Origin of the sequence: Pseudokineococcus lusitanus, from assembly GCF_003751265.1 — a bacterium.
Classification (GTDB): domain Bacteria; phylum Actinomycetota; class Actinomycetes; order Actinomycetales; family Quadrisphaeraceae; genus Pseudokineococcus; species Pseudokineococcus lusitanus.
In genome coordinates this window covers 559131-585557 of record NZ_RJKN01000002.1, presented here as the reverse complement: position 1 = coordinate 585557, position 26427 = coordinate 559131, and the positions used below count along the sequence as shown (strand labels likewise).

General features: G+C 78.1%; 28 protein-coding genes. 21 read left to right on the top strand and 7 right to left on the bottom strand.

The features are described 5' to 3' along the window. Both EDC03_RS05955 and EDC03_RS05950 read left to right on the top strand, forming a co-directional pair. Positions 1-1413, top strand: a 1413-nt coding sequence (locus tag EDC03_RS05955) for an HNH endonuclease signature motif containing protein (protein ID WP_206749990.1), incomplete at its 5' end; no start/stop codon positions are given. A 255-nt stretch (positions 1414-1668) separates the two neighbouring features. After that, entirely contained in the window at positions 1669-2595 is a 927-nt protein-coding gene (locus tag EDC03_RS05950; protein ID WP_123379244.1) for an AEC family transporter, read from the top strand. Between the two features lie 49 nt (positions 2596-2644). On the opposite strand, the gene EDC03_RS05945 is transcribed toward EDC03_RS05950, so the two are convergent. Continuing rightward, positions 2645-4447: a glycoside hydrolase family 15 protein gene (locus EDC03_RS05945; RefSeq protein WP_123379243.1), complete on the bottom strand. Its 1803-nt coding sequence runs from the start codon at positions 4445-4447 to the stop codon at positions 2645-2647. 180 nt (positions 4448-4627) lie between these two features. Between EDC03_RS05945 and EDC03_RS05940 the strand changes: the two genes are divergently transcribed. The 7 genes from EDC03_RS05940 to EDC03_RS17515 all read left to right on the top strand — a co-directional run bounded on the left by EDC03_RS05940 (position 4628) and on the right by EDC03_RS17515 (position 9977). After that, positions 4628-5350 carry a M23 family metallopeptidase gene (locus EDC03_RS05940; RefSeq protein WP_123379242.1) on the top strand — a complete coding sequence of 241 codons (723 nt, stop codon included), beginning with the start codon at positions 4628-4630 and terminating at the stop codon, positions 5348-5350. Between the two features lie 230 nt (positions 5351-5580). Then, complete coding sequence (locus tag EDC03_RS05935; RefSeq protein WP_123379241.1) at positions 5581-5925, top strand: hypothetical protein; 345 nt, start codon at positions 5581-5583, stop codon at positions 5923-5925. Next, positions 5922-6920 carry an ABC transporter ATP-binding protein gene (locus tag EDC03_RS05930; RefSeq protein WP_123379240.1) on the top strand — a complete coding sequence of 333 codons (999 nt, stop codon included), beginning with the start codon at positions 5922-5924 and terminating at the stop codon, positions 6918-6920. The genes EDC03_RS05935 and EDC03_RS05930 overlap by 4 nt, the downstream gene beginning before the upstream one ends. Continuing rightward, positions 6917-7693, top strand: coding sequence for an ABC transporter permease (locus EDC03_RS05925; protein WP_123379239.1), 777 nt, complete (start codon positions 6917-6919; stop codon positions 7691-7693). The genes EDC03_RS05930 and EDC03_RS05925 overlap by 4 nt, the downstream gene beginning before the upstream one ends. A 110-nt stretch (positions 7694-7803) precedes the next feature. Beyond that, the gene (locus tag EDC03_RS05920; protein WP_123379238.1) at positions 7804-9153 is read left to right on the top strand and encodes a sensor histidine kinase; all 1350 of its coding nucleotides are present in this window, start codon (positions 7804-7806) and stop codon (positions 9151-9153) included. Beyond that, on the top strand, positions 9150-9767 hold the full coding sequence (locus tag EDC03_RS05915) for a response regulator transcription factor (RefSeq protein WP_241967045.1): 618 nt from the start codon (positions 9150-9152) through the stop codon (positions 9765-9767). The genes EDC03_RS05920 and EDC03_RS05915 overlap by 4 nt, the downstream gene beginning before the upstream one ends. Positions 9768-9800: 33 nt before the next feature. Continuing rightward, positions 9801-9977, top strand: a complete 177-nt coding sequence (locus EDC03_RS17515; protein ID WP_158674214.1) for a hypothetical protein — start codon at positions 9801-9803, stop codon at positions 9975-9977. A 42-nt stretch (positions 9978-10019) separates the two neighbouring features. On the opposite strand, the gene EDC03_RS05910 is transcribed toward EDC03_RS17515, so the two are convergent. Beyond that, positions 10020-10340 carry an AzlD domain-containing protein gene (locus EDC03_RS05910; RefSeq protein WP_123379237.1) on the bottom strand — a complete coding sequence of 107 codons (321 nt, stop codon included), beginning with the start codon at positions 10338-10340 and terminating at the stop codon, positions 10020-10022. Further along, a complete protein-coding gene (locus tag EDC03_RS05905) occupies positions 10337-11062 on the bottom strand; it encodes an AzlC family ABC transporter permease (RefSeq protein WP_123379236.1) in 726 nt (241 codons plus the stop codon). The genes EDC03_RS05910 and EDC03_RS05905 overlap by 4 nt, the downstream gene beginning before the upstream one ends. Before the next feature lie 79 nt (positions 11063-11141). On the opposite strand from EDC03_RS05905, the gene EDC03_RS05900 reads away from it, so the two are divergent. After that, entirely contained in the window at positions 11142-11702 is a 561-nt protein-coding gene (locus EDC03_RS05900) for a helix-turn-helix domain-containing protein (RefSeq protein WP_123379235.1), read from the top strand. Between the two features lie 15 nt (positions 11703-11717). Here EDC03_RS05900 and EDC03_RS05895 read toward each other — a convergent pair whose 3' ends face one another. Next, positions 11718-12680, bottom strand: a complete 963-nt coding sequence (locus EDC03_RS05895) for an ArgP/LysG family DNA-binding transcriptional regulator (protein ID WP_123379234.1) — start codon at positions 12678-12680, stop codon at positions 11718-11720. A gap of 73 nt (positions 12681-12753) precedes the next feature. Here EDC03_RS05895 and EDC03_RS05890 point away from each other — a divergent pair, with 73 nt between their 5' ends. Beyond that, positions 12754-13371 carry a LysE/ArgO family amino acid transporter gene (locus EDC03_RS05890; RefSeq protein ID WP_123379233.1) on the top strand — a complete coding sequence of 206 codons (618 nt, stop codon included), beginning with the start codon at positions 12754-12756 and terminating at the stop codon, positions 13369-13371. 30 nt (positions 13372-13401) lie between these two features. Here EDC03_RS05890 and EDC03_RS05885 read toward each other — a convergent pair whose 3' ends face one another. After that, the gene (locus tag EDC03_RS05885; protein ID WP_123379232.1) at positions 13402-13875 is read right to left on the bottom strand and encodes a hypothetical protein; all 474 of its coding nucleotides are present in this window, start codon (positions 13873-13875) and stop codon (positions 13402-13404) included. Positions 13876-13947: 72 nt separating this feature from the next. Between EDC03_RS05885 and EDC03_RS05880 the strand changes: the two genes are divergently transcribed. The 3 genes from EDC03_RS05880 (at position 13948) to EDC03_RS05870 (ending at position 16295) form a co-directional block, all read left to right on the top strand. Beyond that, positions 13948-14361 (top strand): VOC family protein, encoded by a 414-nt coding sequence (locus EDC03_RS05880; protein ID WP_123379332.1) that lies wholly within the window; start codon positions 13948-13950, stop codon positions 14359-14361. A 150-nt stretch (positions 14362-14511) separates the two neighbouring features. Then, on the top strand, positions 14512-15621 hold the full coding sequence (locus tag EDC03_RS05875) for an SPL family radical SAM protein (protein WP_123379231.1): 1110 nt from the start codon (positions 14512-14514) through the stop codon (positions 15619-15621). 56 nt (positions 15622-15677) lie between these two features. Beyond that, positions 15678-16295, top strand: coding sequence for a hemerythrin domain-containing protein (locus EDC03_RS05870; protein WP_199719965.1), 618 nt, complete (start codon positions 15678-15680; stop codon positions 16293-16295). A 4-nt stretch (positions 16296-16299) separates the two neighbouring features. Here EDC03_RS05870 and EDC03_RS05865 read toward each other — a convergent pair whose 3' ends face one another. Next, positions 16300-16653: a hypothetical protein gene (locus EDC03_RS05865; protein WP_123379230.1), complete on the bottom strand. Its 354-nt coding sequence runs from the start codon at positions 16651-16653 to the stop codon at positions 16300-16302. Between the two features lie 176 nt (positions 16654-16829). Here EDC03_RS05865 and EDC03_RS05860 point away from each other — a divergent pair, with 176 nt between their 5' ends. The 3 genes from EDC03_RS05860 (at position 16830) to EDC03_RS05850 (ending at position 19560) form a co-directional block, all read left to right on the top strand. Next, positions 16830-17888 (top strand): helix-turn-helix domain-containing protein, encoded by a 1059-nt coding sequence (locus EDC03_RS05860; RefSeq protein WP_123379229.1) that lies wholly within the window; start codon positions 16830-16832, stop codon positions 17886-17888. 88 nt (positions 17889-17976) lie between these two features. Next, entirely contained in the window at positions 17977-18951 is a 975-nt protein-coding gene (locus EDC03_RS05855; protein WP_158674213.1) for a metallophosphoesterase family protein, read from the top strand. 36 nt (positions 18952-18987) lie between these two features. Continuing rightward, positions 18988-19560, top strand: coding sequence for a GNAT family N-acetyltransferase (locus EDC03_RS05850; protein ID WP_158674212.1), 573 nt, complete (start codon positions 18988-18990; stop codon positions 19558-19560). On the opposite strand, the gene EDC03_RS05845 is transcribed toward EDC03_RS05850, so the two are convergent. After that, the gene (locus EDC03_RS05845) at positions 19557-20075 is read right to left on the bottom strand and encodes a GNAT family N-acetyltransferase (RefSeq protein WP_199719964.1); all 519 of its coding nucleotides are present in this window, start codon (positions 20073-20075) and stop codon (positions 19557-19559) included. The two genes, EDC03_RS05850 and EDC03_RS05845, sit on opposite strands and share 4 nt — an antisense overlap. Positions 20076-20200: 125 nt before the next feature. On the opposite strand from EDC03_RS05845, the gene EDC03_RS05840 reads away from it, so the two are divergent. The 4 genes from EDC03_RS05840 (at position 20201) to EDC03_RS05825 (ending at position 26416) form a co-directional block, all read left to right on the top strand. Further along, positions 20201-21277, top strand: coding sequence for a dioxygenase family protein (locus EDC03_RS05840; RefSeq protein ID WP_123379226.1), 1077 nt, complete (start codon positions 20201-20203; stop codon positions 21275-21277). A gap of 170 nt (positions 21278-21447) precedes the next feature. Beyond that, positions 21448-23193, top strand: a complete 1746-nt coding sequence (locus EDC03_RS05835) for a GGDEF domain-containing protein (RefSeq protein ID WP_123379225.1) — start codon at positions 21448-21450, stop codon at positions 23191-23193. Positions 23194-23302: 109 nt separating this feature from the next. Beyond that, on the top strand, positions 23303-24748 hold the full coding sequence (locus EDC03_RS05830) for an MFS transporter (protein ID WP_199719963.1): 1446 nt from the start codon (positions 23303-23305) through the stop codon (positions 24746-24748). 93 nt (positions 24749-24841) lie between these two features. Beyond that, positions 24842-26416: a GGDEF domain-containing protein gene (locus tag EDC03_RS05825; RefSeq protein ID WP_123379223.1), complete on the top strand. Its 1575-nt coding sequence runs from the start codon at positions 24842-24844 to the stop codon at positions 26414-26416. Positions 26417-26427: the final 11 nt, after the last annotated feature.

Below are 26427 nucleotides of genomic sequence, written 5' to 3'. Positions count from 1 at the left end.
ACCGGACCCGTCGCCGACATCACCGCCCTGTTCCACCGCCTCACCACCTGGGCCACCACCCGCACCGGCCCCCACGCGAGCGCGGACCCGCACGCGGCGGTCGCCGCCGGCCTGGACCCCGTCACCACCGACCCGGCCGGTATGCCCGACCAGCGCGGCGTCGACGCTCGCAGGTTCGACGCGTTGGTCGGCCTGGCCACCGACACCGGCGCCGGCCCACGTGAGGACGGTCGGGCACACGCAGGGCAGTGCCACGGCCCCACGCTCAACGTGTCCCTGCCCACGCTGCTCGGCCTGGACGACGAGGCCGCGTGGCTCGCCGGCCACGGTGCCGTGCCCGCCGACGTCGCCCGCGAGCTCCTCGCCGCCGGCCACCCCTTCCGCCGGATCCTCACCGACCCCTGGACCGGCACGGTCCTCGGCGTCGACGGACATCTCCACCACCTCCCGGCCACCACGGCCCGCACGACCACCACCCGAGCCACCGACGCCACGACCACCCGCGCCGCGGAACAGCCCTCAGGCCTCGACGCCCTCAAGGCCCCGGGCACCCCGGCAACGGCGCGGCCCACCACGACCGCTCGCGACGCCGGGCGCGACACGACGCCCGACTCGACGGGGCACCGTCCGACCGGCACCCCACCCGCGCCGCCGCCGACGACCACAGCGCCACTGCCAACCGGCCTCGCCGACAAGCTCACCCGCATCGCCGACGCGGTCACGCCCGGCTCCAGCACGCCCGGCTCCAGCACGCCTGGCTCCAGCACGCCTGGCTCCAGCACGCCTGGCGCACACGAGCCAGGCGTCGCCACACCTCCGTGGGCCTCGGCGAGAGGCGAGGTCTCCACCGACGGACCGCCCGGGCGGCCACCGTGCCCTCTCGCCGGCCTGCCCACCGACTACGTCCCCACCGCCGAGCAGTCCCGCTACATCCGCGCCGCCCTGCCCGAGTGCACCCACCCCGGCTGCACCGTCCCGGCCGTCCGGTGCGACCTCGACCACCAGGTCCCCCACAGCGCCGGTGGACCGACCTGCGAGTGCAACCTCCGACCCCGCTGCCGCAAGCACCACCAGTGCCGCACCCACTACGGCTGGCAGGTCGAGGCCATCACCGACGACCCGACCGACCCGTACGGCCTCGGCACCCGCTGGACCTCACCCCTCGGGCTCGTCCACGACGACCCCGCACCCCCCTTCCTGCCCCGACCGATCACCGGCGACGACGACGGCACGCCGCTGCCCACCGGCTGGGATGACCTCGGGAACCACCCAGAGCCGACCTACCCGACCGTCGACATGGCCTGGCCCGGCGCCCTCGCCCTCGAGAGCGCCGCCACCGCCGACCATCGCCGCGCCGCCCCGCCGACGCCGCCGGCCCCGCCGATCGACGAGGACGACCCGCCGCCCTTCTGAGCCGGGCGGTGCGGGGGCGTCCGGGTCGGGCCGGTGGCCGAGCGAGAAGGTGCCGGTCGGGGAGGCGTCGGTCGGGGAGACGGCGGGCGAAGAGCGGCGGGCGGAGGGCGACCGGCCGCGGCCGCGTCGGCGTCGGGCCGAGGTGTCGTGCAGGACCCGTACCGGGAGGCGTCCGCATGAGGCGGCCGAGGCCGGGAGGCACGGCGGGGCACCTAGGGTCGGGTCGACGACAGCGTCGGCGCAGGTGGAGGTCTCGTGCAGGGCGTGCTCGAGGGCTTCGCCACGATCCTGCTCGTCGTCGCGGCCGGCGCCCTCGTGGCGCACCTGCGCATCGTCGACGAGGCGGGGCAGCGGACGCTGACGCGGCTCGCCTTCACCGTCGCCAGCCCGGCGCTCATGGTCACCGTGCTCTCCGAGGCGGACGTGTCGCGGCTCTTCGCGGGGTACGTCGGCGCGGTCGTCGCGGGCGTGGCCGTCGTCGTCCTCGTGTGGGCCGTCGTCGCGGTGCTGCTGCGGCGCGGCCTCGTCCACGGCGTCGTCGGCGCGCTCTGCACCGGGTACGTCAACGCGGGCAACCTCGGGCTCCCCGTCGCGGCGTACGTGCTCGGCGACGCCGCGCTCATCGCGCCGGTGCTGCTCCTCCAGATGCTCGTGCTCCAGCCGCTCGCGCTCGCGCTGCTGGACCGGGCGGCCGCGGACCGCCGCCCCTCGGTCCTGCGCTTCGTCACGACGCCCTTCCGGAACCCCATCACCGTCGGCGCGCTCGTCGGGCTGGCGCTCAACCTCACCGGGCTCCGGCCGCCGACGGCGCTCGCGGCGCCGCTCGAGCTCGTCGCCGGCATGGCGGTGCCGGTGATGCTCGTGGCCTTCGGCGTCTCCCTGCGGCTCGGGCCGCTGCCCGGGCGGGGCTCCTCGCGGCCGGAGCTGGCGCTCGTCGTCGTGCTCAAGGTGCTCCTGCAGCCGCTGGTCGCCTGGGTCGTCGCCGGGCCCCTGCTCGACCTGCCTCCCGCGGAGGTGCTCGCCGCGACGGTCATCTCGGCGCTGCCGGCGGCGCAGAACGTCTTCGTCGTCGCCTCGCGCTACGACACCGGCCGCACGCTGCTGACGGCGCGCGACGCCATCGCCCTCACGACCTTCGCGTCGATCCCCGTCATGGTCGCGGTGCCGGCGCTGCTCGGGTGAGCGGGCCGCGGGCCCGCCCCCACCGTCGTCACCGCGCGTCCGCCGGGCGTCAGGGGCGCTGCCGGTCCAGCGCCGCGTCGAGGTTCACGGCGGCGGAGATGAGCGCCAGGTGCGTGAAGGCCTGCGGGAAGTTGCCCAGCGCCTCGCCCGAGGGGCCGATCTCCTCGGCGTAGAGCCCGAGGTGGTTGGAGTAGGTGAGCATCTTCTCGAAGACGAGCCGCGCCTCGCGGACCCGTCCGGCCCGGGTGAGGGCCTCGACGTACCAGAACGAGCAGAGGTTGAAGGTGCCCTCGTCGTCGTCGAGGCCGTCGTGCCCGGTGATGGCGTAGCGCGAGACGAGCGAGTCCGCGACGAGCTCGTCGCCGATGCGGTCGAGGGTCGAGAGGAAGCGCGGGTCGGTCGGCCCGGCGAACTTCACGAGCGGCATGACGAGCAGCGAGGCGTCGAGGAGGCGGCTGCCCGGGTGCATGACGTACGCGCCGAGGTCGGTGTCCCAGCAGTCCTCCTGGACGAACCGGTGCGCCTTGTTGGCGATCTTGCGCCACTTCTCCGTGGGCGCCGGCAGCCCGCGGTCCCGCGCCACCCGCAGCGCCCGGTCGTAGGCGACCCACGTCATGAGCGCCGAGTACGTGAAGCGCTGGCGCGGCCCGCGCACCTCCCAGACGCCCTCGTCCGGCTCCTCCCAGTGGTCGGCGAGCCAGTCGAGGCGCTTGCCGAGCGTCGTCCAGAGGTCGTAGGAGATCGGGACCTCGCGGTTGTAGAGGTAGACCGAGTCCATGACCTCGCCGTAGACGTCCAGCTGGCGCTGGCCGACGGCGGAGTTGCCGATGCGCACGGGCCGCGAGCCGCGGTAGCCCTCGAAGTGGTCGAGCACCGTCTCCGGCAGGTCCTCGCTGCCGTCGACGCCGTACATGATCATGACGTCGCGCTCGACGCCCGCCTCCTCGCAGCGCCTCTGGATCCAGTCCATGAAGGCCGCGGCCTCCTCGAGGAAGCCGAGGCGCATGAGGCCGTAGACGGTGAAGGCGGCGTCGCGCAGCCACGCGTAGCGGTAGTCCCAGTTGCGCCCGCCGCCGAGCTGCTCGGGCAGCGACGTCGTCGGCGCCGCCACGAGCGCGCCGGTGGGGTGGTAGACGAGCAGCTTGAGCGTGAGCGCCGAGCGCTGGACGACCTCGCGCCAGCGGCCGCGGTAGCGCGACCCCGACACCCACTTCTGCCAGTACTCGCTCGTCCGCGTGAAGAGGTCGTCGGTCTCGCCGAGGACGAGCGGGCGGACGACGCCGCGCCACTCGAGGACGACGTCCTCCTGCTCGCCCTCCTCGACGGCGAAGACGGCCCGGACGCCGCGGCCGTCGTCGGTGAGCTCCAGCGGCACGCCGGTCCGGAGCACGCACCCGCCGGCGGAGGAGGTGAACTCGGCGCCGACGCCCTCGACGAGGCGGACCTCGTGGGGGACCCGCCCGTAGTCGAAAGCCGGGCGGCACTCGAGGGCGAACGTCGTGCGGCCGCGCACCGACGACGCCTGCCGGACGACGAGGTCGCGCGCCGCGGCGACGTCGCTCGTCTCGGGGACCATGAAGTCGACGACCTCGCCGACGGAGTCCTTGGTGAGGTACCGCGTCAGCAGGATGTTCGTGTCGGGCATGTAGAGCTGCTTCGGCCGGCCGCCCTTCTGGGCCGCGAGCCGGAAGAAGCCGCCGCGGTCGGCGTCGAGCAGGGACGCGAAGAGCGACGGGGCGTCGAAGCGGCCGGGGCAGTACCAGTCGATGGTGCCGTCGGTGCCGACGAGGGCCACCGTGCGCAGGTCGCCGATGATCCCGTGCTCGGCGATGGGCAGGTACCGGTCGGTCACCTCCGCAGCATGGACGACGGGAGGAGCGCTGCGGCGCAGCGCCTGCGGCGCGGCCCCTCCGGGACCGCGGTGACGGCTGCTCAAGCGGGCGCCGGGGCGCGCCGATGCACGAGCCGTGCCCGCCGTCCCCCCGACGCGCCGGGCGAGCCACGTCGTCACCCGACAGGAGCAGCGCCGCCCATGACGAGCCGCCACGCCACCCCGACCGCCCCCCGCACCGCCCGCCGCGCGGCGGCCGGCGCCGCCCGGGCCTCCCGCCGGCGCCGCGCCCTCGCCGTCACGGGCCTGTCGGTCCTCGCCGCGCTGGCCGCCGGCACCGCCCACGCCGCGGACGGCGAGCTCGTCACCCCGGCGTCCGGACGCGTCACCGGCATCGTCGGCGGGCACTGCTCGACGCCGGGCGACGGGCACGGCGGCGTCGACGTCGCCGCCCCGACCGGCACCAAGGTCATCGCCGCCGCGGCCGGCGTCGTGAGCATCGCCGGGACGCAGGCGGGCTCGGAGAGCTACGGCACCTTCGTCCGGATCCACCACGGCTCCCGCGACCGCACGATCTACGCGCACCTGTCCGCCGTCGCCGTCGCCCCGGGGCAGGAGGTCCTGCCCGGCCAGACCATCGGCTACGTCGGCAGCACCGGCCGCTCCTCGGGCCCGCACCTGCACTTCGAGTACCGCCACGACAACGTCCGCCAGACGAGCATCAACGCCGGCTTCACGTGCCGGAAGGACGTCGCGATGTGCACCGTCATCCCCGGCGTCCAGCTCGCCGGCGAGCCCACGTCCGTCCCCCTGTCCGTCATGGCCGCCCCGGAGCTGGCCGACACGCGGCCGGACGCCGTGCACGCGCTCGGCACCGACGACGCCCACGACCACGAGGGCGGGGTGGACCCGCTCACCGACTGACGCCGGCCGCCCCGCCGGGCCCGCCCCACGTCGTCCGCCGCCGGCGCGACGGTCCCGGCGGCGCGGCGGTCCCGGCGGAGCGGCGGTCCCGGTGGCGCGACGGTTCCGACGGGGCGGCGGTCCCGGCGGGGCGACCCGTGACACGCGTCATGCCCGGGCCGTGCGCCCGGCGCCGGAGGTCGTGACACCAGGCACGGCCCGCGGCCCCGGGGCGGCAGCAGGCTCGACGCATGTCGCAGACCCGCTCCCCCCACCGCCCCTCTCCTCGGCCCGGGGACCGCCGGCACCGCCCGGCGGAGCCGCCCGCCCTCGCCCGCGCCGTCGCCGACGCCGGCCGCTTCGGCCCCGCCCCGACGCCCCGGCGCGAGCTCGCCGCCACCGCGGTCAACGTCGTCCTCCTGGCCGCCGGCGCGGGCCTCCTCGTGCTCCTCGACGCCGCCGTGGGCGCCGTCGTCCTCGGCGCCCTGGCCGCCTGCTACCTCGTCGGCCGGGCGCTCGTCGCCCGCCGCCGGTGGGCCGACGCCGCCCGCCCCGACGCCGCCACCACCGACGTCGCTGCGGGGGCCGGCCGATGAGCGCCCCCGTCGTCGAGGTGCGCGACCTGCGCCGGACCTTCGCAGGCGGCTTCGAGGCCGTCCGCGGCGTCTCCTTCGACGTCGCCCCCGGCGAGCTCTTCGCCCTCCTCGGCACCAACGGCGCCGGCAAGACCTCGACGATGGAGGTCCTCGAGGGCCTCGCGCCGGCGACGTCGGGCACCGTCCGCGTCCTCGGCCACGACCCCTACCGCGAGCGCCGCGCCGTCCGGCCGCGCACCGGCGTCGTCCTCCAGGAGGGCGGCTTCCCCCGCGACCTCACCGTCCTCGAGGCCGCCCGCACGTGGGCCGGCACGCTCACCGCGCCCCGGCCGCCCGAGGAGGTCGTCGAGCTCGTGGGGCTCGCCGACAAGGCGGACGTCCGGATCCGCCAGCTCTCGGGCGGGCAGCGCCGTCGCCTCGACCTCGGCGTCGCCGTCATGGGCCGACCCGACGTCCTCTTCCTCGACGAGCCGACGACGGGCCTCGACCCGGAGAGCCGCCGCACCACGTGGGAGGTCGTGCGCTCGATGGTGGCCGACGGCATGGCCGTCGTCCTCACGACGCACTACCTCGAGGAGGCCGAGCAGCTCGCCGACCACCTCGCGATCATGGCGGCGGGCGAGGTCGTCGTCGCCGGCACGCCGGAGGAGGTCGTCGCGGCGGAGCCGTCGCGCGTCCGCTGGCGTCCCGCGCCCGGGACGGCCGCCGCCGACCTGCCCGTCCTCGTCGAGCCCGACGGCCGCCCGGTCGACGTCCGCCTCGAGGACGGCCGCGCCGTCGTCCGCACCCGCGCGCTCCGCCCGGTCCTCGTCCGCCTGCTGGCCTGGGCCGACGAGCACGGCGACGACCTCGAGGGCCTCGCCGTGACGAGCGCCTCGCTCGAGCAGGTCTTCCTCGCCGCCGCCGACCGCGACCGGGACGGCGCCACGGCCCCCGTCGCGACCGGCAGCCCCGACCGCCATGACCACCGAGACCTGCTGGAGACGTCCCGATGACCGGCACCGCTCGACGCGTCCTCGCCCTCACCCGCGCCGAGGGCCTCCTCCTGCGCCGCGACACCGTCGCCATGCTCTCCGTCGTCGGCGTCCCGGTCGTCGGCGCGCTCGTCCTCGTGGCCGTCGGCGGCGACGGCGAGGCGGCCGCGCGCGGCATCTCCGTCCTCGTCGGGGTGCTGCTCCTCTTCGTCGTCTACTACAACCTCCTCACCGCCTACGTGGCGCGGCGCGAGGAGCTCGTGCTGACGCGGCTGCGCACCGGCGAGGCGGGCGACGGCGAGATCCTCACGGCGACGGCGCTGCCCGCCGTCCTCACCGCCCTCGTGCAGGTCGTGCTCCTCGTCGCCGTGGCCGCGGCCTTCCTCGACCTGCCCGTCCCGGCCAACGTGCCGCTGCTGCTCGTCGCGGTGGTCCTCGGCGGGGTCGTGTTCACGGCGCTCGCCCTGCTGACCGCCCCCTTCACCCGCTCCACCGTCTCGACCCAGCTGACGTCGCTGCCCGTCATGAGCGTCTGCATCATCGGCGCCGGGATCTTCGTGCCGCTGGAGCTGCTGCCCGATGCCGTCGCCGAGGTCGGCCGCTACCTCCCGCTGACGCCGGTGCTCGAGCTCGTGCAGCTCGGCTGGCTCGGGACGACGGAGCCCGGCGGCGCGGCCGGCGACCTGCTCGCCACGACCCGCGAAGCGCTCGTCCCCCTCGCGGTCGCCGCGGCCTGGGGCGTCCTCGGCGTCGTCGCCGCGCGCCACCTCTTCCGCTGGGAGCCCCGCGGGTGAGCTCCCACCCCCGGCCCGCCCCCGCCGCGACGGCGCGGGGCGGGTCGCCGTCCGTGGCGACGGCGGGGACGGCGGGGACGGCAGGGGTGCCGGGCTGGCAGGCTCCGCCCGTGGCGGCGGTGCGGGAGGACGGCGGGCGGCGGCTCGGGCCGGTGCTCGCGCCGTCGGCGTGGCGCGCCCGCTGGACGGCGCTCGACGACGTCGACCGCTTCGACGTCTCCACCCGCGCGTCCCTCTACCTGCTCGGCCTCCTCGGTCCCTTCCTCGTCCTCGTCACGCTCGCCCCGGTGGGCTCGACGACCCAGCTCGTCGTCGCGGGCGTGCTGTCGCTGGCGCACGCCGCCGCCTGCACCGCGCTCGTCCACGCCGGGGTGGAGCACTACCTCGCGCGGCGCGCACGCCCCCGCCGGCACCTCGCCGTCGCGGTCGCGCTCGGCGGGGCCCTCGCCGCCTACGGCGTCGTGGGGCTCGGCGGCCTCGAGGCGCCCGCCGAGGGCTGGACGCCCCTGTCCGCCGCCGTCGTGGCGGCCGCCGCGCTGACGGCCGGGGCCGCGGCGACCGCGGTGCGGGCCGGCGTCGTCCTGCTGGTGGCGGCCGCCGTGGCCGGCGCCTGGGTGGTCGGCTCCCTCGTCCTCGGCGGGCCGGCCACCGGTCGCACCGTCGTGCCCACCGCCGTCTCCGCGCTCTGCGGGGTCGTGGCCGCGGCGCTGAGCTTCCGCTTCTCCGCCTGGTACCTCGGGGTCATGGCGCAGCTGCGCGACGCCCAGGCCGCCCGCGCGGCCCTCGCCGTCGCGGAGGAGCGGCTGCGCTTCTCGCGCGACCTCCACGACGTCGTCGGGCGGGCCCTGTCGGCGGTCGCCGTCAAGAGCGAGCTGGCCGCCGAGCTGGCCCGGCGCGGCGACGAGCCGTCCGTCCGCCGCGCCGCCGAGCAGTCCGTCGAGGTGCGCGCGCTGGCGCAGGAGGCGCTGCGCGAGAGCAGGGCGCTGGCCCGCGGCTACCGCGACGTGGACCTGGCCGCCGAGCTGGACGGCGCCCGGTCGCTGCTGCGCTCGGCCGGCATCACGTGCACGACGGCGGGCGACGAGCTGCCCGGCACCCGGGGCTGGCCCGTCCCGGTGCGGACCGCGCTCGGCTGGGGCGTCCGCGAGGGTGTGACGAACGTGCTGCGGCACAGCCGCTCCCGCACCTGCTCGGTGCGGCTGCTCGACGAGGAGGGCGACGCCGTGCTCGTCGTCGACGACGACGGCCGTGACGACGGCGCGCGTCCGCCCGGGACGCCCGTGCCCACCGGCGGCGCCGGGCTGGTGGGCCTGGCCGAGCGCGTGCGGCCCCTCGGCGGGCGCGTGGACGCCGGCCGGCTGCCCGGCGGCGGGTTCCGCCTGGCGGTGCGGGTGCCCACCGCGCCCCCGGCCCACGACACGCCGCTCGTCGGGGCGCCGGTCGCCGGGGCCCCGTCGTGAGCACCGCGCCGGTGCGGGTGCTGCTCGCCGACGACGAGACGCTGGTCCGCGACGCCCTCGCCGCCCTGCTCTCGCTGCAGGACGACGTGGAGGTCGTGGCCCAGGCCGCGTCCGGCCCGGAGGCGCTCGCGATGGCGCTGCGCTTCCGCCCCGACGTCGCCGTGCTCGACCTGCAGATGCCCGAGCCGGACGGCATCGCCGTGGCCGAGCGGCTGGCCACGGAGCTGCCGACGTGCGCGTGCGTCGTCGTCACCGGCCACGGCCGGCCCGGCCACCTCAAGCGGGCCCTGTCGGTCGGCGTGCGCGGCTTCCTCCCGAAGACCGTCCCGGCGTCCGTCCTCGCCGACGTGCTGCGCACCGTCCACACGGGCGGGCGGCATGTCGACCCCGAGCTCGCGGCGGAGGCGATCAGCGCGGGCGACAGCCCGCTGACGCCCCGGGAGTCCGACGTCCTCGAGCTGGCCGCCACCGGGGCGCCCGTCGAGGAGATCGCCCGCCGGGCGCACCTGTCGCCGGGCACGGTGCGCAACCACCTGTCGTCGGCGGCGCAGAAGCTCGGCGTCCGCACGCGGCACGACGCCGCGGCGGAGGCCCGCCGGCTGGGCTGGATCTGAGCGGACGTGGGTCCGGGGAGAGGGAGGTCCGTCGTGCGGCTGGTCGGGACGGTGGTGCTGGGCGCCGGGGCGCTCGTGGCGGTGCTGGGGCTGCTGCTCCTCGTGCTGCCCGGACCGGGCCTGGTCGTGCTCTCGCTCGCGGTGCCCCTGCTCGTCGCCGGGGCGCTGCTCCGCGCGGCCGGGGGCCGGCGGCGGCCTCCCGGGCGCTGAGCGACGCCGGGACCTCGTCGGGCCGCGCCGATCAGCGCCGGGTCAGGGCAGGCCGGCGAGCCGCAGCAGCGCCGCGACGGCGGCCGCGGCGACCACGACGACGACGAGCGGGGCACGCCGCCAGGCGAGCAGTCCCCCGACGAGGACGCCCGCGGGCCGCGCGACGCCCGCCGGACCACCGTCGTCGAGGACCGCCGACGTGACGACGAGCGCGGTGAGCAGGACGACGGCGGCCGCGGTGACGACCCGCTCGAGCCCCGCGGGCAGCTCGGTGCGGGCGCGCAGCCAGGGGCCCGCGGCGCGCATCGCCCACGTGCCGGCGCCGAGGACGCCGACGGCGAGCAGCAGGGCGGTGGTGCTCACGCCGCCACCTCGCCCACGCGCACGGGGGCGACGGGGCGCGTGCGGCCGAGGAGGACGAGCCCGAGCAGCGCCACGAGCACCGGCAGGCCCGCCGGCAGCAGCGGCGTGAGGAGCACCGCGAGGACCGCCCCGCCGAGCGCGGCGCGGCGGCTGCCGGCGTCGTCGCGCAGGGCGGGCAGCACGAGGGCGAGCAGGAGGGCCGGCAGGGCGGCGTCGAGGCCGAGCGCCGTCGTGTCGAGCGCCGCCCCGGCCGTGGCGCCGGCGAGGACGCCGACGTTCCAGGCGACGAAGAGCGCTGCGCCGCAGGCCCAGAAGGCCCGGCGACGACGACCGGGGTCGCGCTGCGCCAGCGCCATGGCTGCGCTCTCGTCGATGAGCAGGTGCGCGGCGAGGGCGCGGCGCCACGGACCGCCGCGGCCGACGACGTCCGCGAGGGCCACGCCGAAGGGCAGGTGCCGCGCGTTGACGAGGAGGGCGGCTGCGACGGCGGCGACCGGCCCGGCGCCCGCGGCGAGGAGCCCGACGAGGAGGAACTGGGAGGCGCCCGCGAAGACGACGACCGACATGAGGACGGGCGCCCACAGCGGCAGGCCGGCCGCGACGGACACGGCGCCGAAGGCGACGCCGACGACGCCGGCGGCCATCGCGGCCACGCCGGCGTCCCGGGCGAGGTCGGCCTCGAGCCCGACCCGCGTCATCACTGTTCGGTACGGCGAACGCATGGTCGGTACAGTGACCGCAGCGGGTGGCGTTCGTCAAGGGCGACCGCGACGACCGGTACAGCGAACGACGGAGGACGCCATGGACCGCCGCACGACCGCGCCGCTCGACGTCATCGCCCGCTCCCTCGTCCGCGAGCGCGCCCGCACGGGCATGTCCCTCACCGAGCTCGCCCGGCGTGCGGGCGTCGCCAAGTCGACGCTCTCCCAGCTCGAGCAGGGCGCCGGCAACCCCGGCGTCGAGACGCTCTGGGCGCTCTCGACCGCCCTCGAGGTGCCCGTGACGCGGCTGCTCGAGGACGAGGCGCCCGTCGTCCAGGTCGTCCGGGCCGGGGAGGGCGTCGTCCTCGCGTCCGAGAGCTCGGACTACCTCGCCACCCTCCTGTCGCCCTGCCCGCCGGGCGTGCGCCGCGACGTCTACCGGATCGCCGCGGAGCCCGGCGAGCCGCAGCGCTCGGTGGCGCACATGCCGCGGGTGCGCGAGCACGTCGTCCTCTGCACGGGACGCGCGCAGGTGGGTCCGGCCGAGGACCCGGTGGAGCTCGGCCCCGGCGACTACGTCAGCTACCCGGGCGACGGGCCGCACCTCTTCGCCGCCCTCGAGCCGGGCACGACGGCGGTGCTCGTCTCCGAGCACGCCTGAGCCGGCGTCCTGCCGTCAGGCGAGCGCCGACCGGGCGCCGCGGGCGACGGCGGCCGCGACGGCGTCGAGGGCGGACGAGCGCAGCCGCCACTGCTGCCAGTGGAGGACGACGTCGACCCGGTCGCGGGGACGGGTGCCGTCGGCGAGGTCGACGAGCGAGCCGTCCGCGCGGCCGGGGTCGGCCTGCAGGTCGGGGAGCAGGCCCCAGCCGAGGCCGAGCCGGACCGCCTCGGCGAAGGCCGCGGACCCCGGCACGTGGTGGACGGGCGGAGCGAGGTCGCGGCGGGTCCGTCGGCGCACGAAGTCGTGCTGCAGGCGGTCGCTGCGGTCGAAGACGACGACGGGCGCCGTCGCCAGCGCCGCGGCCGTCAGCCCGTCCGGGAACCACCGTGCGACCACCGCGGGCGCCGCGACGGGCCGGTAGCGCAGGCGCCCGAGCCGCGTCGTCGTGCAGCCCGGGACGGGCGCGGGCTCGCTGGTCACCGCGGCCATGACCTCGCCGGCCCGCAAGAGGTCGCCCGTCCGCGAGTCGTCCTCGCGGCGCAGGTCGAGGCGGACCTCGGCCGCCACGGGGGCCAGCGCCGGCAGGACCCACGTGGCGAGGGCGTCCGCCCCGACGGCGACGGACACCTCGGGCAGGCCGCTGCCGCCCGCACCGAGCTCCGCGGCGGCCCCGGCGGCGAGGACCCCGACCTGGCGCGCCAGCCGCAGCAGCACCTCGCCGGACGGCGTCGGGCGCACCGGGCGGGAGCGCACGAGCAGCACCCGCCCCGCGGCCTGCTCGAGCGCCCGCAGGCGCTGGCTGACGCCGGACGGCGTGATGTGGAGCAGCGCCGCCGCGCCCTCGAAGGAGCCGGCGGTCGCGACGGCGGAGAGCGCGGCCAGCTGGCCGGCGTCCCAGCGCACGGGCGGGGCGGCCGGCGACGTCGGGGGCGCGTCCGCGTCCCCGGGCCCGGTCGCGGGCGGACGGTCGACCATGCTGAGAGATGCTACGGGTGGCCGACAGACCTGATCTGGTCTTCCGGTGGGCACCGCCCTAGCGTCGCCGCCCGTGGACCTCTCCGTGCTGCTGGCGGGCTTCGGCCTCGGCCTCTCGCTCATCGTCGCCATCGGCGCCCAGAACGCCTTCGTGCTCCGTCAGGGCCTGCGCGGGGAGCACGTCCTCGCCGTCGTGCTCGTGTGCGCGCTGTCCGACGCGCTCCTCATCACCGCCGGCGTCGCGGGCGTCGGGGCGCTCCTCCAGCAGGTGCCGTGGCTCCTCGTCGTCGTCCGCGTCGGCGGCGCGGCGTTCCTCCTCGCCTACGCGGCCCTGGCGGCGCGCCGGGCGCTGCGGCCCTCGGGCGACGCGCTCGACGCCGACGCCCCGGTCCGCCGGAGCACGCCGGGCGCCGTCGTCCTCACCGCCCTGGCGCTGACGTGGCTCAACCCGCACGTCTACCTCGACACCGTCGTGCTCCTCGGCTCGGTGGCCGCCACCCAGGGCGACGCCCGCGCGTGGTTCGGCGTCGGGGCGGTGCTCGCGAGCGTCGTGTGGTTCACCGGGCTCGGCTTCGGCGCGCGCCTGCTGCGGCCCGTCTTCGCCCGGCCCGGGGCGTGGCGGGTCCTCGACGCGGGCATCGCCGTCGTCATGGTGGCCATCGCCCTGTCGCTGCTGGCGGGCCTCGCCTGAGCCGCCGCCGGCGGTGCGCGGTGCGGGCGGTCAGCCGGTCCGCGTCCAGCGCAGGCGCATCCACGGGACGTCGCCCGCCGGGGTCTCGCGGACCCACAGCGCCCGCATCGTCGCGCCGTCGGGCGCGACCTCGAGCGTGGCCCGGGCTCCCCGGGCGCGGAACGTCCACACGCCGTCGGCGTCCACGGCCGCCGTGCTGACGTCGACGCCCCCCGCGTCGTCGTAGGCGCGGGTGGGGAAGGCGCCGCGGGCGGCGTCGTACGGCTCGACCACCTCGAGGGCCTGCGTGCGGCGGCCGCCGACCACGACGTCGACCTCGTGGACGACGGTCGGCCCCAGCCAGCGGTAGGCGTCCGTGCCCGTCACGGCGCCGACGACCCCGCCGTCCTCGCCGAGCACCTCGCCCGTCGCGGCCCACGTGCCGACGAGGGGCGCCGGGCTCGGCGCCGCGTTGAGCAGGGGGTCCTCGGCGGCCTGCGCCGCCGGCGGGTGCTCCTCGGCCATGGCGTCCGCCCCTCGTCCGTGTCGTCGTGCGCGCGGCGCCGCCGTGGCGCCCGCGGGGCCATGCTGCCGGACATGACCAGCCGCATCGCCGCCATCGCCCTCGACGCCGTGGACCCGGGGCCCGTCGCCGCCTTCTGGGCCGCCGCCCTCGGGTGGGAGGTCGTCGACGAGGACGAGGAGGGGATCGGCCTCGGCGCGCCGGACGGCTCCTGGCCGCGCCTCGACGTCCTCCGCGTGCCCGAGGGGAAGGCGGTGAAGAACCGGCTGCACCTCGACCTGCGCGCGGACGGCACGACGACGGCGGAGGAGCTCGCCCGCCTCGAGGCCCTCGGCGCGCGGCGGGTCGACGTGGGGCAGCCCGACGACGTCACGTGGGTCGTCCTCGCGGACCCGGAGGGCAACGAGCTGTGCCTGCTGCAGCGCACGGTGGCCGAGGCCCGGGCGGCCGAGGCGGCGGAGTCGGCGGAACCGGCCGGCGAGGGCTGAGGCCTCACGCCGGGGAGCAGGAGATGGTCGCCCCGGCGGGCTCTCCCGAGCCGCTGACCTGTGGTGACGCCGGGTGACGGCGACCATCTCCTGCCGCCCGGCGGGATGCCTCCGGCGGATGGGACCCGGCGCTGCCGGTGTTGTCCCGGTGTGACACCCGCCGCGGCGCCCGCCGCCCCCGCCCGCCCCCGCGCGCCCCGCCGCTGGCTCCCGAAGCGGGTCTACGTCACGCGGTCGGCGGCGGAGCTCCCGCACGGGCAGCGCGTCCTCGGGCGGCTGGAGGCGGCCGGCGTGCAGGACGTCGAGCTGCTGGCCGGCGACCGCCTCCCGCCGCTGAGGGGGGCCGACGAGCGCGCCACCTACGCGCTCGCCAAGCAGACCCTCGCCGTCGTCGTGGCCCCGCCGAGCAAGCGGCGGCCGCAGCCGATCCCGCCGAGCGCGGACTGGCGCGTCGACCTCGCCGAGGGGTGCCCGGCGCACTGCCAGTACTGCTACCTCGCGGGCTCGCTCGGCGGCCCGCCGATCACCCGGGTCTACGCCAACCTCGAGGAGGTCCTCGACGGCGTGGCACCCCACGTGGGCGCCGGGACCGTGACGAGCGCGAGCGAGGAGCGCCGCGGCGAGGGCACGACCTTCGAGACCTCCTGCTACACCGACCCGCTCGCGCTCGAGCACGTCACCGGGTCGCTCTCGCAGGCGATCACCCACGTCGGCACCCACGACTTCGGCGGGCCGGTGCAGATGCGGTTCACGACGAAGTTCGACGACGTCGAGCCGCTCCTCGACCTGCCCCACGGCGGCCGCTCGCGGGTCCGGCTGTCCGTCAACGCCTCCGGCGTCGAGCGGTTCGAGGGCGGGACCGCGCGGATGCCCGAGCGCGTCGGGGCGCTGCGCCGCCTCGCGCTCGCCGGCTACCCGGTGGGTCTCACCGTGGCGCCGATCATGCCCGTGGAGGGGTGGCGCGAGCAGTACGGCGCCCTGCTCGACGCCGTCGCCGCGGCCACCGCGGACGTGCCCGGGCTCGACCTCACGACCGAGCTCATCACCCACCGCTTCACGCCCCGCAGCAAGGAGGTCCTCCGGGGCTGGTACCCGCGGACCGCGCTGGAGATGGACGAGGACGCCCGCCGGCAGAAGCGCGGCAAGTACGGGGCGGTCAAGCACGTCTACCCCGCCCCGGTCATGGCCGAGCTGCGCGGCTGGTTCGAGGGCGCCCTGGCCGAGCGGCTGCCCGCGGCCCGGCTCCTCTACTGGACCTGAGCGCCCGGGCCGGCCGGGGCGCGGGGAGCCGTGCGGGCGCGGGGGAGGATGGCCGGGTGCCCGCCCCCGACCCGCTCGCCTCCCTGCCCACCCCCGACGACGGCGCGCGTCGCAGCCGCGAGCGGGTGTGGGACGAGAGCACCCGCCCGACGGCACCGCCGGGGCCCGCGGACCGGCCGTACGCCGCGCACGAGCTCGCGCAGGGCCGCCACCTCGTCGACGTCCACGACCACCTGCGCGGCGAGCTCGCGCAGCTGCACGAGGTCGTCGGGCAGGTGGTCGCGGGCACCGTCGGCGTCGGCGAGGCCCGCTCCCACCTCGCGCGGACGACGCTGCGGCAGAACACGTGGACGCTCGGCGCCTACTGCCAGACGTACTGCCGCGTCGTGACGGCCCACCACACGCTCGAGGACGTCAGCATGCTGCCGCACCTGCGGGCGGCCGAGCCGGGCCTCGGGCCCGTCGTCGACCGGCTCGAGGCCGAGCACCTCGTCATCGCCGAGGTCCTCGAGCGGGTGGACCGGGCCCTCGTCGCGGCGGTCGCCGAGCCCGGCCCCGAGGGCGTCGCCGCCGTCGGCCTGGCCGTCGACCTGCTCTCCGACGTCCTGCTCAGCCACCTGTCCTACGAGGAGCACCAGCTCGTGGGGCCGCTGGCCCGCGCCGGCTTCTCCTGACGGGTCAGGCCGCGCGCGCCGCCGTCGTCGTCCCCGCCGCGCCCGGCGTGACCGGTGCGACCCCGCCGCGCAGCTCCGCGAGGGCCTCGTCGAGGGCGCGCCCCGAGCCGGGGGCGAGCCGGCCGAGCGCCCGGGCCGCCCGGCGCTGCAGGACGACGAGCGGCTCGCCGTCGGTCCCGCCGAGCGGCGCGCACGCCGCCCGCTCGAGCCGGCGGACGGCCCGCGCCGCCGCGTCCCGGTCGGTCGTCGCCGCCAGCGCCGCGGCGACGTCGTGCCCGTCCGCCGTGCGGACGCCGGTCGTCGCCGTGGTCGTCGCCCTGGTCGTCGCCCTGGTCGTCGTGCCCGCTGCTGCGCTCATCGGTCCGTCCTCCTGCTCCGGCGCGCTCCCTGCGCGCAGGACGAGCGTGGGCCGCCGCGGCTCCCCGGACGAGTGGCAGGAAGGTCATCTGTCGATGACTTCCTGCCACGACCGTGGCACGCTGGCGCCATGAGCCGCAGGGGAGCGCGCCGCCCGCGCCGTCGAGGGGCCCGGTCGTGCTGAGGGACGTCGTCGCCCTGGCCTACGACGGCGTCGGCGCCTTCGGCCTCGGCGTCGTCGCGGAGGTCTTCGGGTTCGACCGGGGCGCGGAGGGGCTGCCCGTCTACGACTTCGCCGTCGCGACGCTCCGGCCCGGTCCCGTCCGGACCGACACCGGCCTGACGGTCCTCGTCGAGCACGGGCTCGAGCGCGCCGCGAGCGCCGACCTCGTCATCGCCCTCGGCTGGGAGCACGGCGACGTCGAGGTGCCCGAGGGGTACCGGCAGGTGCTGCGCGACGCCGTCGCCCGGGGCGCCCGCGTCATGAGCCACTGCACCGGGGCGTACGTCGTCGCGGCCTCCGGCGTCGCCGACGGCCGGCGGCTGGCCACGCACTGGCGGTACGCCGAGGACCTGGCGCGGCGCTTCCCGGCGGTGACGGTGGACCGGGACGTCCTCTACCTCGACGACGACCCCGTCCTGTCCTCCGCCGGCACGGCCGCGGGCATCGACACGTGCCTGCACCTCCTGCGGCGCGAGCACGGCGCCGCCGTCGCCAACGCCGTCGCGCGCCGGATGGTCGTGCCGCCCCACCGCGAGGGCGGCCAGGCCCAGTTCGTCGAGGGTCCGCCGCTGCCGCCGGACGACGGGCAGCGCCTCGGCGAGGTGCTCGCGCGCGTGGGCGAGCGGCTCGACCACCCGTGGTCGGTGGAGGAGCTGGCGGCGATGGCGCACACCTCGCCGCGCAGCTTCGCCCGGCACTTCCGCGTGCTCGTGGGGACGACGCCGCACGCGTGGCTCCTCGGGCAGCGCGTGGCGCTGGCGCAGCAGCTGCTCGAGACGAGCGACCTCGCCGTCGAGGAGGTGGCCCGCCGCAGCGGCCTCGGGACGGCGACGTCGCTGCGCCAGCACTTCGCCCGCCGCGTCGGCACGAGCCCCCAGGCGTACCGCCGCACCTTCCGCGGCCCTGACGCCCCGGACGCCCCCGACGCCCCGGACCCCGAGGCCGCCCCGCCCCGTCCGCGGACACCGGCCCGGAGGACCGCCCGGGCGGCCGCCGCTGCTCCGTCCGGGTGACGTCCGGCCCGCAGCACGGGCCGACGGGCGACCGCGGTGCTTCCGTGGACCCGTGGCGCGGAAGGGGCGGAGCGGGCGAAGCGGGCGGGTGCGGGCGGTGGGGGCGCTGCTGGCCGCGCTCGTCCTGGGGGCGACGACGGCCGCGGCGGCCGCCCCGGCCCCCGCGCCGCCCGACCCGCGCGACGCGGACGGCCGCTTCACCCTCGTCGTCCTGCCCGACACCCAGGTCGAGGTGCTCGAGAGCCCGCACAAGGTCGTGCGGCGCGCCCTCTGGCTCGTGCAGCAGGAGGAGGCGGAGGACATCCGCTACGTGACCCACGTCGGCGACGTCGTCGACTGGGACACCCCCGACCACGTCCAGTACCGCCGCATGCACCGCGCGACCCGGCTGCTCGACCGGGCCGGCATCCCGTGGTCCTTCGGCATCGGCAACCACGACAGCCTCGCCACGTGCGAGGGCGGTCGGGCCTGCCCGGGCTGGACGCCCGACCTCGCGCGGCAGACCCAGACCTTCAACGCCTACTTCGGCACCGACCGGGCCGCGGTCACCGGGACGATGGAGCCGGGCAAGGTCGACAACTCCTACGCCACCTTCTCCGCCGCGGGCGCCGACTTCCTCGTCCTCCACGTCGAGCTGTGGCCGCGCGAGGAGGCCGTCGCCTGGGCCGACGCCGTGCTCGCGGCGCACCCGGACCACAACGTCCTCGTCGTCACCCACTCCTACCTCGAGGCCGACGGGACGGTGCAGCAGCACCAGGGCGGCTACGGCAGCACGAGCCCGCAGCACCTGTGGGACGCGGCCCTCCGCCGGCACGCCAACGTGCGGATGGTCTTCTCGGGGCACGTCGGCACGACGGCGCACCTCGTCCAGCGCGGCGACGCCGGCAACCCCGTCCACGCCGTCCTCACGACGTACCACGACCGGGTCGGCACCCCGACCCGCCTCGTCGAGGTGGACGTCCCGGCGGGCACCTTCACCACCCGCGTCGTCTCGCCGACGACCGGCACCACCTTCGCGGACGGCTCGTCCTTCACGGCGACGGGCATGGACTGGCTGCGCTGACGACCGCTGCTCCGCAGCCGCTCCTACGGTGACGCGGTGGACGTCCCCCCGGCCCCGCGCCCGACCTTCGCGCTGCCCGCGGGCGGCGACGTCGACCTCGTGCTCCGCGAGCCGTGGACGGCGGCGCCGCTGACCCGGCTCGTGGAGGACGACCTCGAGCTCCTGCGCGCGTGGGAGCCGTGGGCCGCCGAGGAGCCGACGCCCGCCGGGACCGCCGCGTACGGGCGCTCGCAGCTGCTCGCCTGGGTCGACGGCCGGGCCGTGCCGACCGTCGTCCGCGAGCGGGGCGTCGTCGTCGGCGCCGTCGGGGCGCGGCTGGACCCGGCCGTCGGGACGGCCGACCTCGGCTGGTGGCTGGCCTCGTCCGCCCAGGGGCGCGGCGTCGCCACGCGCGCGGTCGCCGCGCTCGCCGACCACCTCGTCGCCGCCCACGGGGTCCGGCGGCTGCAGGCCCGCGTCGCCGTCGGCAACACCCGCAGCCTCGCGCTGGCCGCGCGGCTGGGGCTGCGGCCGGAGGGGGTGCTCCTCGGGGCCCTGGCCGTGGGCGGGCGCCGCCTCGACGTCGAGGTGCACGGCCTCGACGCCGCGGGGTGGCGGGGGCGCCCCTAGAGCTCGCGCGCCAGGCAGACGGACGTGGCGCTGCCGACGTAGGGGCCGAAGGCCGGGACGCGCCGGAAGCCGCGACGGGCGTAGAAGCGCAGCGCGGCGGCCTGCGCGTCGCCCGTCTCCAGCCGCAGCACCCGGGCCCCGGCGTCGCGGGCCGCCGCCTCGAGCGCGTCGAGCAGGGCGTCGGCCACGCCCGTCCCGCGGTGCGCCGGGGCGACGTAGAAGCGCTTCAGCTCGCCCGCCACCACGGGCGGCCCGTCGGTCTCGAGCCCGGCCAGCCCCACGAGCCCCTCGCCGGCGCGGGCGGCGACGAGGCGCACGCCCGACGCCGCGAGCTGCTCGGCCGAGTAGCCGAAGGACTCCTCCTCGGCGTAGCCGCCCAGCGCCAGCTCGGCGGTCAGCGCGTCGACGAGCGCGAGCACCTCCGGGTCCCGGGCGGTGACGGGCACGACGACGACCGGGCCCCCGGGCCCGGCGGCGGGGACGGCGGGAGGGGGGACGGGGCGCGGGGTCGGCACGCGCGGAGGGTAGGGACCGGGGGCCGTCCGTGGGACGGCGTCGGGCCGGTCCGGGCCCGCCGACCCACAGCAGGCCCACAGGTGGCGCAGGGCGTCGTCCTCGGGAGGCTGCCGACAGTGCCGTCATGACCGAGCAGACGTCCCCCGCCCCCGCCGCCGGGCCCCGCGCGCCGCGGCCCCGCCTCCTGCGCCGGCTGCGCCTCGTGGCCGGCGGCGCCGCCCCGACGACCACCACCACGGCCGACGGCTGCCGCCGGCCCGCGCCGCCCACCTACGAGGGGCGGCCGCTGGCCCGCCCCGACGAGGAGGTCGTCGACCAGGGCCTCGGCTTCGACCTCACGACGCTGCGCCGGCGGCAGGTGCTGCGCGCCGTGGGGGCCGGCGTCGTCGGCCTCGGCCTCGCGGCCTGCGCGCCGACGACCACGACGACGACCGCCGCCGCGGGCACGTCCACCGGCGAGATCCCCGACGAGACCGCCGGCCCCTACCCCGGCGACGGGTCCAACGGCCCCGACGTCCTCGAGCAGAGCGGCGTCGTGCGCGGCGACCTGCGGAGCAGCTTCGGCGGCGCGACCGGGACGGCCGAGGGCGTGCCGGTCGAGCTGGAGCTGACCGTCGTCGACCTGGCCGGCGGTGACGTCCCCTTCGCGGGCGCCGCCGTCTACGTCTGGCACTGCGACGGGCAGGGCCGCTACTCGATGTACAGCGAGGGCGTCACGGAGGAGAACTGGCTCCGCGGCGTCCAGGTCGCCGACGCGGACGGCGTCGTGCGCTTCACGAGCGTCGTCCCCGGCTGTTACACCGGGCGCTACCCCCACATCCACTTCGAGGTCTACCCCGACGAGTCCTCGGTGACCGACGTCGAGAGCTGCATCGCCACCTCGCAGCTGGCCGTGCCGGCCGACGTCTGCGAGGCCGTGTACGCCGAGGCCGCCTACGCCGCGTCGGTGCAGCCGTACGCCGGGGTCTCCCTCGGCAGCGACGGGATCTTCGGCGACGACGGCGGCGAGCTGCAGCTCGCGACCGCGTCCGGCGACGTGGCGTCCGGGTACACGCTCGCCCTCCGGGTGGCCGTCGACACGACGACGGAGCCGGTGGGCGGCGGCGTGCCGGGGGGCTCCGGCGGCCCGGCCGGCGGCCGCGGCGGCCCGCCGCCGGAGGGCGGTCCCGGCGGCGGCGCCCCGCCCACGGCGGCGGCGTGAGCCGGTGCGGCACCTGCGAGGACGTGGGGTACTGCACTGCTGCAGCGACATCCGGGAGGCCGGTCGGTCGCGCGCGCCCCTTCTGCCGCCGGTGGGCCGAACGGGGGAGCATCGGCGCGGCCTCCCCCGCGGCGGAGCAGCGCCGACCGGGTGACGCCGATACCCGGGGCATGGACGACCTCGTGCACGCCCTGCCGACCCCGCCCCACGGCGTCCGCCGCCCGGTGGCCCGCGAGTGGCTGGCCGCGGGGGGCGACCCCGAGCTCGAGGCGCTGGTGCGCGTCGCGGCGGCCCTCACCGGGGCGGCGATGGCCACCGTCAACGTCTTCGACAGCGGCCAGATGTGCCACCTCGGCCCGGTCGGCTTCGCGGCCGCCCCGAGCCCCGCCGCCGAGGCGCCGTGCACCGTCCGGCTCGCGCAGGGCGGCACCGTGCACGTGCCCGACACGCTCCTCGAGGAGGACTTCCGCACCAACGCGTGGGTGGACGGCCGCCGCGGCGCCCTGCGCTTCTACGCCTCCGTGCCCCTCGTCCCGCCGGGTGCGGCCGAGCCGCTAGGGACGCTGTGCGTCCTCGACGTCGTCCCGCGGACGCTGACCGAGGACCAGCTCGCCCGGCTGGAGGACGTCGCCGTGGCGGTCGTCGCCATGCTCGAGCGCCGGCGCGCCGCCACGGCCGCGGCCGCCACGGCCGACGCCGCCGACGAGCAGCGCGAGCTCACCGAGCTGCTCCTCGCCGAGCTGACGAGTCGCACCGAGGAGATGGAGGTGCGCTCGGAGCTCCTGCAGACGGTGCTCGACACCATCGACGTCTCGGTCGTCGCGGCCGACGCCGAGGGGCACCTCACCCTCTTCAACCGCGCGTCCCGCGAGTGGCACGGCCTGACGCTCGACCCCGCCATGGACCCGCGCGACCACGCGGCCCGCTACCAGCTCTTCGAGGCCGACGGGCGGACGCCGCTCGCCGTCGTCCCGCTGCACGCGGCCCTCGCGGGCGACCCGGTGGAGGGCGTCGAGATCGTGATCGCCCCCGACGACCGGCCGTCCCGCCGGGTCGTCGTCTCCGGCCGGCGGATGACGTCGCCGGACGGACGGCCGCTCGGCGCCGTCGTCGTCCAGGCCGACGTCACGGCCGACCGCGCCCACCGCGCCGAGATGGAGCGGGTGCACGCGGAGCTGGAGCGACGCGGCCGGGCCCTGGAGCGGGAGGTCGCCGGGCGCCGCGCCACCCAGGACCAGCTGGCCGCCCTCAACGGCGAGCTGCAGCGGATGCTCCTGCTCGACGGGCTGACGGGGCTTGCCAACCGGCCCTGCCTCGACGACCACCTCGGCCGCGCGTGGCGCGCCTCCCGCCGCCGCGGCGGCGCGCTCTCGGTCCTCATGGTCGACGTCGACCACTTCAAGGCCTACAACGACACCAACGGCCACCTCGCCGGCGACGAGTGCCTGCGCCAGGTGGCGAGCTGCCTCGCCGAGGTCTGCGAGCGCGGTGGCGACCTCGTCGCCCGCTACGGCGGCGAGGAGTTCGCCGTGGTCCTCGCGGACACGGACGCGGCCGGCGCCGCCGTCGTCGGGCAGCGCCTCGTCGAGGCGGTCCGGGCCCTCGGGCTGCCGCACGCGGGCCGCGGGCCGGACAGCCGCGTCACCATCAGCGTCGGCGCGGCGACGGTGACGACGCCGCACCCGCCCTCGGGCGCCCACCCCGCGGGGTCGGGCGCGGGCGCGGCCCCGGCGGGCGACACGGCGACGACGGTCCTCGACTCGACGCTGTCGGCGCAGGTGCTCCTGCAGGCCGCCGACACCGCGCTGTACGCGGCGAAGTCCGCGGGCCGCGACCGCTCGCGCCACGTCGACGACCTGCCCGCCGCACCGCCGGCGGGCGCCCTGCTCGGGGTGCCGCGCCCGCGCCGGCGCTGACGCCCGCTCGCGCACCGGGCCGGGAACCCGCTGGACCCGGCGCCCGGCCGGGTGTCGGATGGGGCCGGGCGGTCGCACGGGCCGCCCGGACGTCGAGGGGGACCGTGCCGTGAGCACCACCGAGCCCGGCGGGCCGGCACCCGGGGCGGGCGCACCGACCGGCCCGACCGCGCCGCCGACGCGCCTGCCGCGGGCCCTCGCCCCGCTGGCCACCCCCGCCTACCGGTGGCTCCTGCTCATGCTCACCTGCTCGCTCGCCGCGGCGGGCCTGTGGATGCTCTCGGTGGTCTGGCAGGTCGTGGCGCTCGGCGGCGGGCCGACGGCCGTCTCGCTCGTCAGCACCGGCTTCGCCGTCGGGATGCTCGCGACCGCCCTCCTCGGCGGCGTGCTGGCCGACCGGGTGCCGCAGCGGCGGATCCTCCTCGTCGTCGCGCTCACCGAGCTCGTCGCCGTCGGGACGGCCGCCGCGCTCGCGCTCCTCGGCGTCGTGGCGGTGTGGCACCTCGGCGTCGCCTCGCTCGCCATCGGCGTCGCGCAGGGGCTGGCCTACCCCGCGTACTCGGCCCTGCTGCCGTCGCTGCTGCCCGCGGACCGGCTGCTCGCCGCCAACGGCCTCGAGGGCGTGCTGCGGCCGCTGCTCGTCAACGCCGGCGGACCGGCGGTCGCGGGGCTCGTCGTCGCCGCGTGGTCGCCCGGCGCCGCGCTGCTGCTCGCCGCCGTCGCCTGCGCGGGGGCCGTCGTGGGCGTGGCCGGGGTGCCGCCGACCCCGCTGCGCCGCGACCTCGCCGCCGAGGCCGCCGCCGCGGGCGGGCGGTCCCCCGTCGCCGGGCTCCTCGCCGACGTCGTCGAGGGCTTCCGCTACATGGTCCGCACGCCCTGGCTGCTGGCGACCCTGCTCTTCGCGTCGCTGCTCGTGCTCGTCGTCATGGGCCCGCTCGAGGTGCTGACGCCCTTCGCCGTCCGCGACCGCGCCGGCGGGGGCCCGGCCGAGCACGCCCTCGTGCTCGCCGCCTTCGGCGTGGGCGGCGCCGTCGCCTCCGTCGTCGTCGCGTCGCGCCGCCTGCCGCGGCGCTACCTCACGTGGATGAACCTGCTCTGGGGCGTCGGGTGCGTGCCCTTCGTGCTCTTCGGCCTCACGACGTCGCTCCTCGTCATGGCGCTCGCCGCCGCCGTCGTCGGCGCGACGTTCCAGGGCGCCACCGTCATCTGGGGCACGTTGCTCCAGCGCCGCGTGCCGCCCGCCCTCCTCGGGCGCGTCTCGAGCCTCGACTTCTTCGTCTCGCTGTCGCTCATGCCGGTGTCGATGGCGCTGGCCGGCCCGGTCAGCGAGGCGGTCGGCCTCACGCCGGTCTTCCTCGTCGCCGGCCTCGTGCCTCCCGTCGTCGCCGTCGTCGCGATCCGGTGGGCCCGGCTCCACGTCGACGAGCTCGAGCACCCCCTCGACGTCCCGGCGGAGCCGCCGGGCGTCGTGCCGTCGCCCCCGGGGCCGGCGGCCACGGGGACGGCGCCCGTCGCGGGGGAGGGCGCCCGCCCCGAGGGGCGCACCGGCGGCTGACGCCGGCCCACGGCGGGTCGGCGGCGGCCCCGTCGTCGGGCTCTTCGCGAGAAGCCGCCCGGCCCGGCGCGCCGCGCGGCAGGATCCCCGGGCATGACGACGACCACGGCCGTGCCGCACGGGTCGGGCCGGGCCGGTGCCGTGCCGCGGCCGGCCCGGGGGCACCGGGCGGCCCGCCCCGCCGCCGTCGCGTGGACGGTCGTCGTGCTCCCGCTCGTGGCTCTCGTGGCGGGCGTCCCCGTCGTCGCCGCGCGGCCGCCGACGGGCACGGTCGCGGGCGGGGCGCTCCTCGTGGCCGCGCTGGTGGCCGTGGCCGTCGTCGCCCGGCGGGCGGTGCGCGGCCCCGAGCGCCGCACGTGGCGGCTGGTCGCCGCGGCCGCCGCGGCGCTGGCGCTCACGGTCGTCCCGGCGGCCGGGATCGGCACCTTCCACCCCGCCGGGCAGCTCCTCGCCGTCGGCGGGCTCATGGGCGGATCGCTCCTCCTCGTCGGGGCGCAGATGCGCCTGCTGGCCACGCGGATGCGCAGCGCCGGCCCGTACGGCTGGTTCGACGTCGTCGGCGGCGGCCTCTCGGGCCTCGCGGTCGTGTGGGCGCTGCTCGTGGCCCCGGTCCGCGAGGCCGTCCCGGGGTGGACGACGACGGACGCCACCGTCGCGCTCGTCCCCACGGCGGTGGCGCTCCTGTCGTGGAGCTTCATGGTCGTCAGCACGTCCGTCAGCGGCGGGTGGGCCGACGTCCGCGTCCGGGTGGTCGTCGTCTCGAGCACCGTGCTGTCGGGCGGCACCGGCGCCGTGGCGCTCCTCACCGCCGCGGGGGTCGGGCTGCTCCACCTGCGCTCGGTCCTCGCCGCCTGCGCCGCCGTCGTCGTCGGGCTGCTCGCGCTCGCGGCCGTGCTGCCGCGCCCGCGCGGCGTGGTGAAGCGGGACGAGGACCAGCGCGTGGCCGTCATCGGCCCGCTCGTCCTCACCGTCGTCGGCACCGGCGTCCTGCTCGCCGCGCAGGTCGCCCCCGTGCCGCTCGCGGCGTCCGTCGCGGCGACGGCCTCCGTCCTCGTCGTCGTCGGCAAGGTCGTCGTCGTGCTGCGGACGCTGACGGCCTACCAGCGGGCGCGGCGCGACGCCGAGACCGACGAGCTGACCGGGCTCGGCAACCGGCGGGCGCTGCTGGAGCACCTGGCCCGGTCGGTCGACGAGCCGACCGCCGTCCTGCTCCTCGACCTCGACGGCTTCAAGGCCGTCAACGACACCCACGGCCACGCCGCCGGCGACGCCCTCCTGCGGCAGGTCGCGGACCGGCTGCGCGCGGTCGGCGGCGGCCACGCCGTCCGCCTCGGCGGCGACGAGTTCGCCGTCGTCGTGCCCGAGGGCTCGCTCCCGGAGGCCGAGGAGCTGGCCCGCCGTCTCCACGCCGCGCTCGCCGTCCCGCACGAGCTCGGCCCGGGACGGGTCGTCGTGGGCGCGAGCGTCGGCGTCAGCGCGGCGCCCGGGCAGGGCGCGGGCGGCGAGGCGCTGCTGCGGCGGGCCGACGCGGCGATGTACCGCGCCAAGCAGCGCGGCGGCGGCGTCGTCGCCCACGGCGACGGCTCGACGGCGCCCCGCCCGGGCGCCGTGCTGCCGCCCCCGCTGCCCGGCCGGGCCGTCCTCCTCGCGGTCCCCGAGCCGCGCTGACGCGCCGCGCC